Source organism: Capnocytophaga sp. oral taxon 902 (assembly GCF_013394735.1).
Lineage (GTDB): Bacteria > Bacteroidota > Bacteroidia > Flavobacteriales > Flavobacteriaceae > Capnocytophaga > Capnocytophaga ochracea.
On sequence record NZ_CP058261.1, the window covers coordinates 853,138 to 870,182 of the forward strand.

Genomic DNA, 17,045 nt, shown 5'->3' on the forward strand with positions numbered 1-17,045 from the left:
AATCAGTACTTTTGTCACACAAAATTAAACAAACCAAAAGAATGAAATCTTTAAAAGATAAAGTCAAAGACTTTATAATGTATTTATTTGATAGTGTAAAACAAAACAAGATAATTTCTAAAGACTACCTTATTGCAGAACTTACACCAGATGCTATGGTGGTGTTACAATCAATATCAGATATTCAGTTTAGGTATGACATAGCTTATGTATCTGTTAACCCTTCAGAACTAAAACATATTTTTGATAGACATTATGGTGAAAATGAAAAGGCTCCACAGCAAGGGAAGCCTCTTACAGATACAGATATTGCTCTTATAGTAGATGTTTTGGATAAACCTGATAAACTTATTTCATTAGGGTATATAGAAAAACATCAAGCTGAAACTTATTTGTTTTTGAAAAAGAATGAAGATAATACAGTTGTAATTATAGAAGTATTTGGTAGTAAAAATAATAAATTACGGCTAAAAAGTATGTATAATAGCGTTAAGTCAGAAGAAAAAATAATAGAAGATGAGTTAAAATCCTTACTCAACACGCCCGATAACGCTTCTGGGTTATTAGCCCAGCGAGTCTATGACTTTAACTCATCTCCGGGTACAAAAGTACAACATCTTTTGCAATTTACCAAAGAATTGCCAATAAAATAAGTTCTATTCCACAAAATTATTAATTATTCTCAATTGTTCATTGTTTATGACCGACTTAGAAATCGCCCAAAAGGCACAGATGCTCCCTATCAGAGAGGTTGCTAAAAAATTAAACATCAGTGAGGATGACCTCGATCCTTATGGAAAATACAAGGCTAAACTACCGTTGCATCTCATTAATGCTGAGAAGATGAAAAACAGTAAGTTGGTGCTTGTTACGGCTATTACCCCTACCCCTGCTGGTGAGGGCAAGACCACGGTGAGCATTGGTCTGACGGAAGGACTTAACAAAATAGGCAAAAAAGCGATTGCCGTATTGCGTGAACCGTCGTTAGGTCCTGTTTTTGGTATCAAAGGAGGGGCTGCTGGTGGAGGATACTCACAAGTGGTACCTATGGAGGACATCAACTTGCACTTTACGGGCGACTTTTCGGCTATTGAGAAGGCTAACAACCTCTTGGCGGCTGTCATTGATAATAATATCCAAAGTAAAACACACTCTATTGGCATCGATCCACGCACCGTAGTTTGGAAGCGCGTAATGGATATGAACGACCGTGCGCTACGTCATATAGTGGTAGGCTTAGGCGGTGCTACTCACGGTGTACCTCGCGAAGACGGTTTTAACATCACTCCTGCTTCTGAGATTATGGCGATACTATGTCTTGCCGAAAGTTTTTCTGACCTGAAAAAACGTATTGGTAATATCTATGTAGGCAAGAAATTTGACGGTACCCCTGTATTTGCGCGCGACTTGAAGGTGGTAGGGGCTATGGCGCTTTTGCTCAAAGAAGCCATCAAGCCTAACCTCGTGCAAACGCTTGAAAACAATCCTGCTATCTTGCACGGAGGTCCGTTTGCTAGTATTGCACAAGGTACGAACACTGTTTTGGCTACCAAAATGGGACTATCGTTAAGTGACTACGTGATTACCGAAGCAGGTTTTGGCGCCGACCTTGGGGCTGAGAAATTCCTCAATATCAAATGTACTTCAGCAGGATTAGCTCCCGATGCAGTGGTGATTGTAGCAACTATCCGCGCCTTGCGTCATCACGGAGGGGCTAAAAAAGAAGAGTACAACACTTCTTCCTTGCAAAAAGTGAAACTCGGTATTGCTAATTTGGAAAAACACATCGAGAATGTGCAACTTTTTGGTCTCAAAGCAGTGGTAGCGATTAACTATTTCCCTAACGATAGTGAAGAAGAGATAGCCTATGTAAAAGAAGTATGTGCTCAAAAAGGGGTAGAAGCTATTGTAAGTAAAGGGTTTAGTGAAGGAGGTAAAGGTACCGAGGAACTTGCTCGCGCTGTCGTGGCTATAGCCCAGAGTGGTGAGAGTCATTTTAGTCCGCTATACAGCAATGAAGCGAGTATAGAAGAAAAAATAACAGCAGTAGCTACTAAGATTTACGGAGCGAGCAAGGTGAATTACAACAGTAAAGCCGTAAGTCAGTTGAAGCAAATCAAAACATTAGGCTTTGATAAAATGCCTATTTGTATAGTGAAGACGCCTAAATCGCTCAGTGATGACGAGAAGAAACTCGCCCGTCCTACCGATTTTGAGGTAACCGTGCGAGAGTTTGAGTTTGCTTCAGGGGCGGGCTTTGTAATCCCAATCTTGGGCGATACTGTGCGTATGCCGGGACTCCCCAGTGTGCCTGCCGCCGAAGGTATGGATATAGATGACGAGGGAGTTATTACAGGACTCTCTTAATAGATAAAAGGTAAAAGATAAAAGGTAAAAAGAGCTTGTTCGGAAAGTTTTGCTTTGAAGAGTCTTTACAAAATTCCCCTACGAATGTAACGAAAATATGATTGATTAAGTTAGTTTTCAACTTTGCCAAAATTTAAAACTTTGGCAAAGTTTGCGATGCAAAGCCAGCGAATACTTGTAGCTGGGTATGTGACGATTTTTAGACTTTTTGGACACCCTCTTTACTCAGCTTGTACTCATACTACACTTAAAACGGATAATTGATACCGAAGTTGAACACGGTTTCTTTGATTCTGAATTTCTTTATCCATCGGTTACTCATTTCTTCGGCAGGGTCATATGTAGGTATACCCATATCGAGGCGAATTACAAAGAAGTTGAAGTCGTAACGCAACCCAAATCCGGTACTTAACCCCACATCTTTTAATGAAGAAAGGTCTTTAAACTTATATTCATCAAAACGAGTATTATCGGCTACGTTCCAGATATTTCCTACATCAGTGAAGAGGGCGCCTTTGAGTGCCCCTAAGATAGGGAAACGATATTCGAGATTGAGCGTAATCTTCATATTGGCTTCGTTGTAATCTAAAATCGAACCACTTGAACCAGGTCCTAAACGATAGGCTTTAAAACCACGGTTATCGGTAGTACCTCCGGCAAAGTAGCTTTGTGAAAACGGAATATTATCGGAGTTACCATAAGGGATAGCTATCCCTAAGAAGGAACGGAATGCTAATGAACTCTGTTTGGCTATGGGGAAGTGCTTGATAAAATCGACCTCAGCTTTGGCATATTGAGCGTATTCTACCCCAAAAATCTTATTCTTAGTACTACCTTCGGTATTCACCACTTTATAAGTAGCTGTCAAAGCATTGAGCAAACTCCCCGCTCCTTCTATCTTGAAACGCAACTGTGAGAAGTTGCGTTCAAAAAACTGTGATTTGCTATTGATGATATAAGTAAAACTACTTGATACAATAAAGTCATTATTTGTAATACGACGATAGCGTTCAGAAATAGCATATATAGGCAAAATATCTTCACCTTGAACTACCAAATTCCTTTCAAATACATCATTTATAAAGTTAAAAGTCCCCTCAGTAGGGGTAAGATTGCCTTTGTCGTCTACATATCGGCTACCTAAACTGTATTTTTTGGCAATATCGTTCAGCCTTTCATAAGTACTTTGGTAAATATTGAAGAAATTACCTGGGTTGATATTGTTTACGTATTGTACGTTTATCAAATCGAAAATGACTTTGTTCTTTTGCTTACGCGGATTCCATACATAGCGCAACAAACCCGAAGTGGTACGTTTGTCGAGCCCTATATTTGTTTGGTAGCTCATACCCGTTTGCAAGATAGTTTGTGGGGTCATATAATAGGGGATGAGCTTGCGTGTATTCAGCGGGAAAACGATAGAAGGAAAGATGAAACGTATATCACCACTGACTTCTGAGGTATTGAAAAAGCGTGTATCTTTAAGCGTAGGTTGCGAGGCAAAAGTACCTTGCAAGTTCAGTTCTAAGGTTTCTGCTCCACGAAAGACATTGCGTGCTGCAAACGAAGTTCCTACCCCAAAACCTATCGCCTCAATCTCAGAACGCTTTACCTCATTGGTAAGTCGCAATGAAAACTTATCTAAGGACGAAAGGTAGATATTGGCATCGAGTTTGTTTTGCAAGGTGTCATTGGTAGCGTATTTGAAGTCCATATTTGGGTAGCGGAACACGCGCAGGTTGTTGAACTGTCGGTAAGTATTTCCGCGCTCTAAATCGGAGTAGATTTGTCCTTTTTTGAGGCTCGTAGCGTGGTACAACACCCGTGGACGATAACGCAACTTGTCCTTGTAATAAATAATCATATTGCGATACTCCAAAGAATCTAAAGAGTTCTTATCTACCTTGTTGTCGTAATCGGTATATAGACGTACTTTATTGATGTAGTGCATCTTATACTTCTTGGCGGTAATTACATCGCCATCGCGTTCTATAAGGTCGCCTATATCAGTAGTTACTTGCAGTTTGTTGTCTTTTTGAGCTGTAACCGTATCGCGCTCGATTTGGAAGTTGATGGAGCTTTGCTGAAAGGTATAAAAACCGTTGTTGCGAAAGAGCTCATATAGGCGTGAACGTTCATTGCTAAAATCGGTAAGCTGGTAAGGTGCTCCTGATTTTAGGAACGTTTTTGCCTTGTTTTGTTGGTAAACTGAATCTATTTCAGGAGAAGTGATATGCGTCTTTAAGCTATCGATATAATAGCGCTCGCCGGTAGTGATATAATAGCCCACTTTGGCTTGTTGTTTTTCTTCATTAGGGAGAATAAAGATGCTATCAGTTACTTTGTTATTGAAATAGCCTATACTTCTGAAATAAGCTCCCAACTGCTTGGTGGATTTGTGTACGCGTGCTGTATCTAATACCGATGGGGCTTCGCCTATCTTCTGCAACTGGTGATCGATGCCTGAAACGAAAAACGACTTCTGTAAGCGACCCACTTGTTTTTTAGAGAGAAAACCATCTAAAAACCTATGCCAACGAGGGTGTGTATCGAGCCATTGGACAAAATCCTTTTCGGCATTAGGGTTTCCTAAATTGTAGATATATAGACTGATAGGCATTCCTAAAACATACGAATTGGGCTTTTGTAATACAAAATTGTTTATCTTTGCATCGTCGGTCTTAGTACCATTCACATATACGAGGTTTTCACGGAGCAAATGGCGGTCGTTAGGGACACGCTTGGTAGCATCGCACGAAAAGAGAGCAATGGCTAACACGAATAACAGACTGATAACGCTTAGTTGGGAAAGAGATTTTCTCACAAGTTTTTGTTTTTAGGGCTCAAAAATACACAATTATTTTATGCTTAGCAAAAATCAAGTAAAATTAATTCAGAAATTACAACAGAAGAAATACCGCAATGAGCTGAATCTCTTTATAGTAGAGGGGAAAAAGAGCATTGTGGAATTTCTGCAAGCGGGTTACCGTTTAGAGTTACTTATCGCTACCGAAGTGTTTGCCACAGCGCTGAACGGTCAGCCTATTACCTTAGTGAGCAAAGAGGAACTGCGGAAGGTGAGTAGCCTTAAAAATCCCGATGAGGGCTTGGCGATTTTCCACCAACGCCAACATAAGGGCATCTTGCAAGAAGGTGTAATCCTCGCCTTAGACAACGTGCAAGACCCTGGTAATTTGGGTACGCTTATCCGCCTCTGCGATTGGTTTGGTATCGAAACGCTGATCTGCAATAGCCAAACGGTGGATTGTTACAACCCGAAAGTAGTGCAAGCCACTATGGGTTCTCTCACAAGGGTTGCCGTACATTACCTGGATTTAGCAGGCTTCTTGGCAACTTGTGCGCTACCTTTATACGCAATGGATTTGGACGGTGAGAACCTCTACACTACCGAATTTCCCGAAGATTGTGTGCTAATCTTAGGCAACGAAGCTAACGGTATTAGCCCCGAAGTACGCGCTTTGGCTGATGGCATTATCACCATTCCGCGTTTTGGCAAACTGCAACAGACGGAAAGTTTAAATGTGGCAATGTCGGGAGCGATAGTGATGAGCCAGGTAAGAAAATTGGAAAATTAGAAAATGAGAAAATAACAGAATTAGAAAATGGGGTAAATGCCAATAATGCCAATAATGCCAATAATACCAGAAAAACCAGAAATGCCAATAATACCACCAAGGGGAATGGACGGGTCGGACTTTTCAGACGGGTCGGGCAGGTCAGAGAAGGGGTTGGAGGATTCGGAAGGAAACGGAAGATTTCAGAAGATAGTTGAGAGGAATTTTGATGAAAAAGGGGTGTAAGAAGGATGGGGTTAGCTTATAGAGAGCTTATAGGAAGCTTATACGAATCTTGGACGATTGGTATAGAAAGGGTATGTAAGTTATTGATTAATACTATGATAAAACAACGCTAAAAATGTTAAAAACGAGGTTTCGAGGCGAAAGAAAGAGAAAAGACAATAGGCCTTAGGCCATAGGCACTAGGGGATAACCTCCCCCTTTACACATACCCAGCTGTCGCTGGCTACCTTCAAAAGGGGAATGAGGAGAGGGGCATTGGGGGGCTTCTGTCAAATTGTCACCTTTTTAACCTTTGGCAAATTATTTGCTACCTACTAACGAAATAAACTAAAAATGAATCATTATGATTACCGAAGATATTAAAAACGATGACTTAGAACTTGAACAAGAGGCAACTGATAACACTCCTTCGGAAGAAGTTGAAGAACCTACTTCTGTTGAAGAGCCCGAAGAGCCCGTTAAAGAAACTTCAGAAGACCTTCTTGCAAAAGAGAAGGACAAGTTTTTGCGTTTGTTTGCTGAGTTCGAAAACTATAAGAAGCGCACTGCGAAGGAACGTGCAGAGCTCTTTAAAACTGCTGGACAAGACATTTTGTCAGCCTTGTTACCTATAATAGACGATTTTGACCGTGCTTTGGTAGAATTGGCTAAATCGGCTGATGAACATACTCTTAAAGGGGTGGAACTCATCTATAATAAACTAATAAACACTCTCAAATCAAAAGGATTAGAGAAAATAGAAGTTGCCCCTAACGATACTTTTGACAGTGAACATCACGATGCAGTTACCCAAATTCCTGCTCCTACTCCTGAAGACAAAGGCAAAATTGTAGATGTTGTGCAAACAGGCTACAAATTAGGCGATAAAGTAATACGTTTCCCTAAAGTAGTGGTAGCGCAATAAGGAGGAAGGAATGAAGAAAGATTACTACGAAATATTAGAAGTACAGAGAACGGCTACCGCTGCTGAAATAAAAAAAGCGTATCGGAAGCAAGCCTTGAAATATCACCCAGACAAGAACCCTGGTGACAAACAAGCTGAAGAGAACTTTAAATTGGCTGCCGAAGCCTATGAAGTGCTCAGCGATGATAACAAACGCGCCCAGTACGACCGCTTTGGTCACGCTGCCTTTGAAGGAGGTATGGGTGGCGGAGGCTTCTCGATGGACGATATATTCAGTCAGTTTGGAGATATTTTTGGTGGGCATTTCTCGGGCTTCAGTGGTTTTAGTGGTTTCGGAGGAGGAAGCGGTCAGCAACAAGTGTACGTAAAAGGAGAAAACTTGCGTATACGGGTGAAAGTTACGCTTGAAGATATCGTAAAAGGCACTGAGAAGAAAGTAAAAGTACGCCGTAAGGTAAAAGCTGAAGATACTACCTATAAAACTTGTCCTACTTGTCACGGACGCGGACAGGTAGTACGCCAAATGAATACGATGTTAGGCGTAATGCAAACGGCTACTACTTGTACTGCTTGTGGAGGCTCGGGCGAAGTGATTGACAAACGTGGTGCTGACAGCGATTCGCAAGGATTAAAAACCATAGAAGAGACTATCCCTATCACAATTCCCGCAGGAGTGATAGATGGTATTCAGTTAAAGATAAACAACAAGGGTAATGAAGCGCCTACGAAGAATGGTGTAGCGGGTGATTTGCTTGTGCTCATTGAAGAACAAGAACACGAAACCTTAAAACGCGAAGGCGACAACTTGCATTACGACCTTTATATTAGTTTTCCTGAAGCAGTTTTAGGTGCTTCTAAAGAGATTGAAACGGTTACAGGAAAGGTGCGCATTAAACTAGACGAGGGAATACAGTCAGGGAAAATATTGCGCTTGCGTGGTAAAGGTGTACCTAACTTGCAAGGACGTGGTACTGGTGACCTTATCATTCACGTGAATGTATGGACGCCTAAAAAGCTCACCGACAAGCAAAAAGCCTTCTTTAAGGAAATGCAAGAAGACGAGAACTTCACTCCTAAACCCGACAAGAACGAGAAATCGTTTTTTGAGAAAGTAAAAGAAATGTTTTCATAGGTTATTATTTTACTTAATAAACAAAGAGAGACTACCAAAAAGGTGGTCTCTTTTTTGTTAGGTAAAAGGTGGGAACCGCAGAGACAGATTAATTAGCAAATTAGAAGATGAGAGAATTAGAAAATGGGGGTGCGAGCTTGAGTTAGAGGAATGAGGCTGTGCCTAGTGAAATGGGGAGGCGTTTGGTCGAGTACTTTCGGAGAATATCGGAGGAGTTGAGAAAAGGAGGTAAAAGAGAAAAGGCAAAGACAGTAATAGATAGTATGTATGTGAAATGATATGAAAGAAATATTACTATTGTTTATATTGAGGAAAAGTCGTACTTTTGTATTTTAGTAATAGAGTCAAACCGGGCAGGGTGAACGATTCAGAAGGGTTTGTCTTTGGCGAACTAATTATATGTGAGCGAATTGCCTTTTGCCCTTACGATGACTAAAAACTAACGAACTATGTTAAAAGATATATTGAACTTTAGGAGAGCGGTGCGTTATTATGCGCCTACACCCATAAGTGAGGAGAAGGTGCGCGAATGTCTTAAACTCGCCACATTGGCACCTACCAGCTCTAATATGCAGTTGTACGAGCTCTACCACATCACACTGATAAGGCTTTGTTAGAGAAATTAGCACACGCCTGCCTCGACCAGCGTACGGCTACCACGGCACAACAAATGGTGGTATTCGTTACTCGTCAAGACAAACACCGCGCTCACGCTCGTGCTATCTTGGAGTTTGAGCGTGGCAATGTACAGCGGAACAGTCCGCCCGAAAGGCAAGCCAAGCGTATTAAGGATAAAGAGGCGTATTACAGTAAGCTGATGCCTTTTGTGTATAGTAGATTTTTTGGGCTACTAGGGCTCTTCCGCAAAGCGTTTGGGGTGGTTACCAGTTGGTTTCGACCTATGATGCAACAGCTCTCGGAAGGCGATATTCGCGTAAGTGTACACAAAAGCTGTGGACTCGTAGCACAGACCTTTATGCTAGCAATGGCAGAGGAGGGTTACGATACTTGTCCGTTAGAGGGTTACGATAGCAGACGCATTAAGAAGTTGTTACACTTACCTTGCGGGGCAGAAGTGAATATGGTGATTACTTGTGGACTTCGTGAACAGCGCGGTATCTGGGGTGAAAGGTTTAGATTGCCGTTTGAGGAAGTGTACAGACATAATGATTAATGGTTAATGAATAATGATTAGATACTAATAGCTGTTTAATAATTCAAATATATGAAACTTAGGAATATTATTTTTACTTTTTTAGTTACTATTAACTTGGTAAATGCCAAAACTGAACCTGTAACTATTCAGGGAGCTGTAGGAACACTTCGCGGAGTGGTTACCACTCCTGATACTGTGAAAAAGTCTCAGAAAATCCCTACTGTGATTATCTTCCACGGACTGACTAGCAATAAAGACAAAAAGCTATATGCTACTTTGGCAGATAGCTTAGCAACACACGGTATTGCTTCAGTACGCTTTGACTTTAACGCACACGGCGAAAGTGAAGGAGATTTTAAGAAAATGTCGTTAGATAATGAGTTAGAAGATGCACGGCGCATAATGGCATTTACTAAAAGACTCCCTTTCGTAGGTAAGATAGGCTTGATAGGACACTCGCAAGGAGGGGCTATAGCGATGCTTTTGAGTGCAGAATTAGGGAAGAAAAACGTTAAAGCATTAGGCTTGTTAGCACCTGCTTCTACAATTCACGACATACTATCACAAGGGGTACTGTTCGATGCCACTTTCGACCCATTGAATGTACCTGAGGAGCTTTCCTTTTTTGGAGGGAAGGTAACTGTAGGGAAGGACTATATCCTCTCAGCACAACGATGCAAACTCATTCAGAAAGCGAGAGCATATAAAGGCAATGTATTGGTAATTCACGGTACGGGCGATAGAATGCTTTCTTATACTTACAGTGAAAATCTGCCTTATTTCTATAAACATTGTAAAGTAAGTCTCATTGAAAAGGGAGACCATTTGTTTACGTCGAAAGAAGCGCAAGCAGCAGAGATGATGACACAATTTATGCTGAAAAACTTAAAATGATTAGTAAATGTGCTAACAACTGATTGGCTAATTAAAAAAATATTCATATCTTTGCACTTTAACTAACAACCTTAATAAAAATGTATCCAATAAAATTTAAACCTATCCTCAAAGAACGCCTTTGGGGAGGTACTAAACTAAAAACATTATTCAACAAACCTATTGAAAGCGATATTACAGGCGAAAGCTGGGAAGTATCAGGCGTACCTGGCGACATCTCAGTAGTAGCCAATGGTCAGTACGAAGGTAAAAGTCTGCAAGAACTCATCGATTTATACCCTAATGAACTGCTTGGCAAACACGTGCACGAGCGTTTTGGTCACGATTTCCCTATCCTTATTAAGTTTATAGATGCACGCGAAGACCTCTCTATACAAGTGCACCCCAACGATAAATTGGCAAAAGAACGCCACAACTCTTTTGGTAAAACCGAAATGTGGTATGTGCTTCACGCCGATGCAGGTGCTGAATTGATTGTAGGCTTCAACAAAACAGTAACCAAAGAGGAGTATCAACAGCACCTCAATAGTGGTACACTCACCGATATTCTCAATTACGAAAAAGTGAAAGATGGCGATACTTTCTTCATCAACACGGGCAAAGTACACGCCATAGGTAAAGGAATTATCATTGCCGAAATACAACAAACCAGCGACATCACCTACCGCGTGTACGACTTCAACCGTCGTGATAAAAATGGTAACCTGCGTGAACTCCACACTGAACTCGCTCTCGATGCCATCGACTATGAGAAGAAAGACGACTTTAAAGTGGCTTATACCAAAGACATTAACACGGTAAACAAAGTGGTGAATTGTCCTTATTTTATTACCAATTTGCTACCGCTTACCGCAGGCTATGAAAAACAACTTTCACAAGACGATTCTTTCCATATCTATATGTGCGTAAAAGGCGAAGGTACAATAAGTGATGGTACTACCAAATTGCCTATCAAACAAGGTGAAACAGTGCTTTTTCCTGCTTCTTGCCACAAATTAGAGGTAAAAACCAAAGGAATAGATTTATTGGAAGTATATATTTAGACAACTAAAAACTAAAAATATGTTATATCGTTCAAGAATTAAGGGATTAGGATTTTACGTCCCTGAAAATGTAGTTACTAACGACGACCTATCCAAACTAATGGATACTAGCGATGAATGGATTCAAGAGCGCACCGGTATTCAGCAGCGTCATCATGCACTAAGAGGTAGTGACACTACTACTTCAATGGGTGTAAAAGCGAGTTTAAAAGCTATTGAAGCCGCTAAAATCAATAAAGAAGAAATAGACTTTATTGTGTTTGCTACACTTAGTCCCGACTTCTATTTCCCTGGTTGCGGAGTATTGGTACAAAAAGAATTGGGTTTGCCTACTGTGGGAGCTCTCGATATTCGCAACCAATGTTCGGGCTTTATCTATGCTCTTTCAGTAGCCGACCAGTATATCAAAACGAGTATGTACAAAAATATCCTTGTGATAGGTGCTGAAACCCAATCGCCCGCACTGGATATGACCACTCGCGGTCGTAATATGGCAGTGCTCTTTGGCGATGGAGCAGGTGCTGCTATCGTTTCTCGCTCCGATGACCCCGAACGCGGTATTCTCTCCACTCACTTGCATAGCCAAGGTGAATACGCCGAACAATTAGCAATGATTACCCCAGGGGTAGGTACCAAATGGGTAACCGAATTATTGGCAGAAAACGACCCTGATGATGTGAGTTATTACCCTAATATGAACGGTCAGTTTGTATTTAAAAATGCTGTGGTTCGCTTTGCGGAAGTGATAGAAGAGGGATTGAAAAGCAATGGTCTTTCTCATAAAGATATTAATATGTTGATTCCTCACCAAGCTAATTTGCGTATCTCACAGTTTGTACAACACCAATTCAAACTCACCGATGAACAAATATTCAACAATATAATGAAGTACGGTAACACTACCGCAGCTTCTATTCCTATCGCCCTTACTGAAGCAGTTCAACAAGGCAAAATCAAGGACGGAGACCTGGTAGTACTTGCTGCCTTTGGTAGTGGCTTTACTTGGGCAAGTGCTATCATCCGTTGGTAGACTATAGCGTGGCAGGCAGTCACAGTGTGACATAGGATAAAAAGGCTGTTGAACAGATAAGTTTGTTCGACAGCCTTTTTTATATGTACAAATTACTGGTGTACGCCACAGTAACGATTTATCATTGAGCACTAAGCATTATAATAAGTTCTTTGCGGAGGTCAGCTTCTGTGAGGTTATTAGTAGCACCTAATCCTTTGCTTTTTAGGTCTATTTCGCGCAAGGTAGCTATGATGGCGCTTACGCGCTTCATTGGGTAATGTTGAGCGCCTGAACGAAGGTCTTTGATGCCAAAGATAGGTACTTTTAGGGTCGCCATTACATTCTTTTCACTTTGGTCGGTAAGACCGTGAAAGCCTAAGAGTTGTTGGAAATAACCGTAAAGCACCGTGAGTGTCATCACCAAAGGGTTGTCCTTAGGATTATCGGCAAAGTGTTTCAAAATGCGCGTTATCTTGTACATATCGTGAACTGCAATAGCACTCTTGAGTTCATAATTATTAAACTCCTTGCTAATCCCTATATTCTTCTCTATAATATCAGGCGTTACTTCTGTATTTTCGGGGACGATGAGCGCCAATTTGTTTACCTCGTTTTGTATCCTACTCAGGTCGGTACCCAAGAAATCTACTAACATCTGTATTGCTTTAGGCTGAATGCTGAGATGTTTCTTCTTCAACACATCAGGTAACCACGTAGCTATCTGATTCTCGTAGAGTTTTTTGCTTTCCAAGAGCACGCAATCCTTATTCTTTTGCAAGGTTTTCAACAATTTCTTGCGAGCGTCTAACTTCTCGTATTTGTAACAGAACACCAATACAGTCGTAGGCGTAGGGTTCTCTACATAAGGCACGAGTTGGTCGATAGTGCTTTTGAGGTTTTGCGCCTCTTTTACGATAATCACTTGATGGTCGCTCATCATCGGGAACCGACGTGCATAGTCGATAATAGTCGGCACACTCACATCTTGACCATAGAGCACTATCTGGTCAAATCCCTTTTGATCTTCTTGTAATACGTGGTCTTCAATGTAATCAGAAACGATATCTATGAAATAAGGTTCTTCCCCCATCAGGAAGTAGATAGGGGCTATAATTCCTTTTTTTATGTTAGCTACAATAGTTTTTACTTCATTCATAGTGCAAAAATACAAAAAATATTCTACTTTTGCAGTATGGAAGCTCTAAATTTCAAAAACTACTCTTTTCGCCTGAAAAAAGCTGACGATAAGCTGTGGATATTCGACCTCATTCGTCGCAAGTACGTGGTACTACAACCCGAAGAATGGGTGCGCCAACACGTAGTACATTTCCTCATAGAAGAAAAAGGTTATCCAAAATCGCTTATCAATGTCGAGAAAAAGCTCTCTGTAAACGGACTCACTAAGCGTTACGACGTGGTAGTCTATTCCAAAAAAGGAGTAGTGCTCTTGGTAGTGGAATGTAAAGCGCCTAACGTGACTATCACCCAACAAACATTCGACCAGATTGCACGCTATAACCTCAGCCTCAATGCCCAATACCTAATGGTCACTAACGGCATTACTCATTATTATTGCCAAACAGACTATAACCAATACAAATATATATTCTTAGCAGACCTTCCTCATTATAACGACCTCACACTATGACTCTCGCCATCGTAATACTCAACTGGAACGGCAAAACACTGTTGCAACAATTCCTCCCCTCGGTAGTACAATATACTTCCGAAGGGCAAATCTATGTGATTGACAATGCTTCTACCGACGATTCCGTCGCTTTTCTACGCTCACACTTCCCCGAAGTAACTATCCTAGAAAACCCTACTAATAGTGGGTATGCAGGGGGGTATAATCACGCTTTACAACACATTGAAGCTGATATCTACTGTTTGCTCAACTCCGATGTACGAGTAACCGAAGGCTGGCTCACTCCCATCTTGCGCACTTTTGAAGACGAACGCATTGCCGTAGTACAACCCAAGATAAAAGATGAAAAACACCCCTCTTATTTCGAGTACGCAGGAGCAGCTGGGGGCTTTATCGACAAGTACGGGTTCCCGTATTGCAGAGGGAGAGTATTTGAGCACGTAGAGGAAGATAAAGGTCAGTACAACACCCCTTCCCCCTCCCCTATCTTCTGGGCATCGGGGGCGTGTTTTTTTATTCGCGCAGAAATATTCCACCTATTAGGTGGCTTCGACGAAGATTTCTTCGCACATCAAGAAGAAGTCGACTTGTGTTGGCGGGTACATCACCTCGGCAAGCAGGTAGTGTATTGCGCCGAGAGTACCGTTTATCACGTGGGAGGGGCAACACTCACGGCTACTAACCCTAAGAAAACCTACCTCAACTTCCGTAACAGTCTTTTTATGTTACTGAAAAACCTCCCTTCCAAAAGCCTTTACACTACGCTCTTCCTTCGTATGGTGTTGGACGGTATTGCAGGAGTGCGTTTCCTTTTGCAGGGCAAACCCTGCTTTTTGTGGGCGATTGTGAAAGCACATCTTCATTTCTATAAAAGATTTCACTTCTTTAAAAAGAAGCGTCCTTCTCAGCTTATCACTGATTATTACCAAAAGAAATCCATTGTGTGGGAACACTTTGTTGTAGGCGATAGATAAATAGATGTCTGCTTGATATATAACAATTTTCTTTTCTGTCACACTTTCCCCCTAGTGCCTATGGCCTAAGGCCTATCACCTATTCCTCTTTCTTTCGCCTCGAAACCCCGTTTTTAACATTTTTACCCTTGTTGTATTATACTATTAATCAATTTTTTACACACCCTTTCTATACCAATCGTCCAAGATTCGTATAAGCTTCCTATAAGCTCTCTATAAGCTAACCCCACCCTACTTACACCCTTTTTTCATCAAAATCTCTCCCTCTCCTCTTCCGAACCTTTCCGTTTCCTTCCGAATAGTCCTAACAGTCCTAGAACATCACTTTTTCATCTCAAACTTTGGCAAAGTTTTTGCCTGTGCGGCTCGCACTTTTGCCAAAGTTGAATAAACTGACAATATTCTCTTATTTCCTCATTCTCCTCAACGCTTCCATTTGCTAATTTTTTCTCGCCTGCCGTGCTACGGCTGCCTGTGTGGCTCGCACCTTTGGCAAAGTTAATCACCCGTCGATTTTTCGTCACTACATTCCCTCCTTGAGGCGGGCTAGGGGGAATGTTATCCCCTTTTGAAGATAGCCAGCAACAGCTGGGTATGTGCATCGCGAGAGCGGAGTATGTGAAAGGGGAGATGTTCATACAACAATAATGACCGTCGCTCCCCCCTAATGCCTATGGCCTATGGCCTAAGGCCTCACTCCTTCCCATTTCCAAATTTTCTCATTTCCAAATTTGCTAATTTACTAATTGTTTTATACTTTTGCACCTGAAAACAACTTCACTATTATGAAAAGAAAAACCGTTCTCATTATTTTAGCCGTTATATTGCTAATTATCATTTTGATTATTGGTAAAAAAGCAGGTTGGTTTGGCGAAGAAAATTCTGCCATAAACGTCGAAACTCAAAAAGTAATTCCTACAACAATCATCCAAAAAGTGTCGGCTACAGGAAAAATACAACCCGAATTAGAAATCAAGATATCGTCCGAAGTATCAGGCGAAATTATAGAACTCCCTGTAAAAGAAGGGCAAATGGTAAAAAAAGGCGACCTTTTGGTGCGCATCAACCCCGATATTTACCAATCGGTAGTAAAGCGTAGTGCTGCAAGTTTAGAAACCGTACGCGCCAGCTTACAACAGTCCAGCGCTACCCTCAAAGAAGCCGAAGAGAGTTATAAGCGCAACAAAGTGTTGTTCGATAAGGGCGTAATCTCAAAATCCGATTGGGATAAAGCTGTTTCAGCCTACGAGGTAGCCAAAGCCTCTCGTGAGTCAGCTCGTTTTAATGTACAGAGTGCAATGGCAAGTGTTTCCGAAGCTCAAGACAACCTCAAAAAAACAATTATTTATTCACCTACCGATGGCACCATTTCTAAGCTCAGCGTAGAGTTGGGCGAGCGCGTGGTAGGTACGATGCAAATGACGGGTACCGAGATTATGCGTGTGGCAAATCTTCATAATATGGAAGTGGAAGTAGATGTAAATGAGAACGATATCGTAAAAATAAGTGTAGGCGACTCGGTGAATGTCGAAGTAGATGCTTACCTAAAACGCGTGTTCAAAGGTACCGTTACCAATATCGCCAATACCGCCAATGCCACCACCAGCGCAGACCAAGTAACGAACTTCAAAGTCAAGATACACATCGAAGAAGCATCGTATAAAGACCTCTCAGAAAACAAACCGGTTGGCTATTCACCCTTCCGTCCAGGTATGACCGCAACGGTAGATATTATCACCCAAACCAAAAAAGACGTAGTTGCAGTACCTATCAGTGCCATTATTGTAAGAAAGAAATCTGAAATCGACCCTAAAACTCCTAAGGAAGAAGCCGACAAAAAGCAGGAAGCGGTGTTTGTGCTCAAAGACGGTAAAGCTGAACTCCGTGCGGTAACTACCGGTATTCAAGACAATGTGAATATCGAAATCCTTTCAGGTGTAGCTAAAGACGAGACTATTATCACCGGTCCTTACAGCGCTGTAAGTAAAACTCTGAAAAATGGCGATGCCGTTCAAACAACCAACAAATAAAACTCACTTTTTTTTCTCATTTTATTTGCCCAATAAATAAAATATATTACTTTTGCGCAAAATT

The 17,045-nt window shown here is 41.3% G+C and carries 14 protein-coding genes and 1 pseudogene; 13 read left to right on the forward strand and 2 right to left on the reverse strand.

From position 1 onward, the window contains the following. Positions 1-41: 41 nt before the first annotated feature. Positions 42-653: a hypothetical protein gene (locus tag HW278_RS03540; RefSeq protein WP_009418491.1), complete on the forward strand. Its 612-nt coding sequence runs from the start codon at positions 42-44 to the stop codon at positions 651-653. Positions 654-699: 46 nt separating this feature from the next. After that, positions 700-2,367, forward strand: a complete 1,668-nt coding sequence (locus HW278_RS03545; protein WP_178976951.1) for a formate--tetrahydrofolate ligase — start codon at positions 700-702, stop codon at positions 2,365-2,367. A gap of 247 nt (positions 2,368-2,614) precedes the next feature. Here HW278_RS03545 and HW278_RS03550 read toward each other — a convergent pair whose 3' ends face one another. Continuing rightward, entirely contained in the window at positions 2,615-5,191 is a 2,577-nt protein-coding gene (locus tag HW278_RS03550; protein ID WP_178976952.1) for a BamA/TamA family outer membrane protein, read from the reverse strand. A 40-nt stretch (positions 5,192-5,231) separates the two neighbouring features. Between HW278_RS03550 and HW278_RS03555 the strand changes: the two genes are divergently transcribed. The 8 genes and pseudogenes from HW278_RS03555 (at position 5,232) to HW278_RS03590 (ending at position 12,347) form a co-directional block, all read left to right on the forward strand. Further along, a complete protein-coding gene (locus HW278_RS03555) occupies positions 5,232-5,963 on the forward strand; it encodes a TrmH family RNA methyltransferase (RefSeq protein ID WP_178976953.1) in 732 nt (243 codons plus the stop codon). A 36-nt stretch (positions 5,964-5,999) separates the two neighbouring features. Further along, complete coding sequence (locus HW278_RS03560; RefSeq protein WP_255493749.1) at positions 6,000-6,188, forward strand: hypothetical protein; 189 nt, start codon at positions 6,000-6,002, stop codon at positions 6,186-6,188. Between the two features lie 343 nt (positions 6,189-6,531). After that, positions 6,532-7,092: a nucleotide exchange factor GrpE gene (locus HW278_RS03565; protein ID WP_009416985.1), complete on the forward strand. Its 561-nt coding sequence runs from the start codon at positions 6,532-6,534 to the stop codon at positions 7,090-7,092. 10 nt (positions 7,093-7,102) lie between these two features. Beyond that, positions 7,103-8,224, forward strand: a complete 1,122-nt coding sequence (gene dnaJ, locus HW278_RS03570; protein WP_178976954.1) for a molecular chaperone DnaJ — start codon at positions 7,103-7,105, stop codon at positions 8,222-8,224. A gap of 449 nt (positions 8,225-8,673) precedes the next feature. Then, positions 8,674-9,398 (forward strand): annotated as a pseudogene (locus HW278_RS03575) (nitroreductase family protein). 51 nt (positions 9,399-9,449) lie between these two features. Beyond that, positions 9,450-10,274: an alpha/beta hydrolase gene (locus HW278_RS03580; RefSeq protein WP_009416987.1), complete on the forward strand. Its 825-nt coding sequence runs from the start codon at positions 9,450-9,452 to the stop codon at positions 10,272-10,274. 80 nt (positions 10,275-10,354) lie between these two features. Continuing rightward, positions 10,355-11,317 (forward strand): type I phosphomannose isomerase catalytic subunit, encoded by a 963-nt coding sequence (locus tag HW278_RS03585; RefSeq protein WP_178976955.1) that lies wholly within the window; start codon positions 10,355-10,357, stop codon positions 11,315-11,317. Between the two features lie 19 nt (positions 11,318-11,336). Next, positions 11,337-12,347, forward strand: coding sequence for a 3-oxoacyl-ACP synthase III family protein (locus tag HW278_RS03590; RefSeq protein ID WP_178976956.1), 1,011 nt, complete (start codon positions 11,337-11,339; stop codon positions 12,345-12,347). Between the two features lie 121 nt (positions 12,348-12,468). On the opposite strand, the gene holA is transcribed toward HW278_RS03590, so the two are convergent. Beyond that, complete coding sequence (holA, locus tag HW278_RS03595) at positions 12,469-13,485, reverse strand: DNA polymerase III subunit delta (RefSeq protein ID WP_178976957.1); 1,017 nt, start codon at positions 13,483-13,485, stop codon at positions 12,469-12,471. A gap of 36 nt (positions 13,486-13,521) precedes the next feature. Between holA and HW278_RS03600 the strand changes: the two genes are divergently transcribed. The 3 genes from HW278_RS03600 (at position 13,522) to HW278_RS03610 (ending at position 16,981) form a co-directional block, all read left to right on the forward strand. Further along, positions 13,522-13,977 carry a type I restriction enzyme HsdR N-terminal domain-containing protein gene (locus tag HW278_RS03600; RefSeq protein WP_178976958.1) on the forward strand — a complete coding sequence of 152 codons (456 nt, stop codon included), beginning with the start codon at positions 13,522-13,524 and terminating at the stop codon, positions 13,975-13,977. Further along, positions 13,974-14,951, forward strand: coding sequence for a glycosyltransferase family 2 protein (locus HW278_RS03605; RefSeq protein WP_178976959.1), 978 nt, complete (start codon positions 13,974-13,976; stop codon positions 14,949-14,951). The genes HW278_RS03600 and HW278_RS03605 overlap by 4 nt, the downstream gene beginning before the upstream one ends. 785 nt (positions 14,952-15,736) lie before the next feature. Then, positions 15,737-16,981: an efflux RND transporter periplasmic adaptor subunit gene (locus tag HW278_RS03610; protein ID WP_178976960.1), complete on the forward strand. Its 1,245-nt coding sequence runs from the start codon at positions 15,737-15,739 to the stop codon at positions 16,979-16,981. Positions 16,982-17,045: the final 64 nt, after the last annotated feature.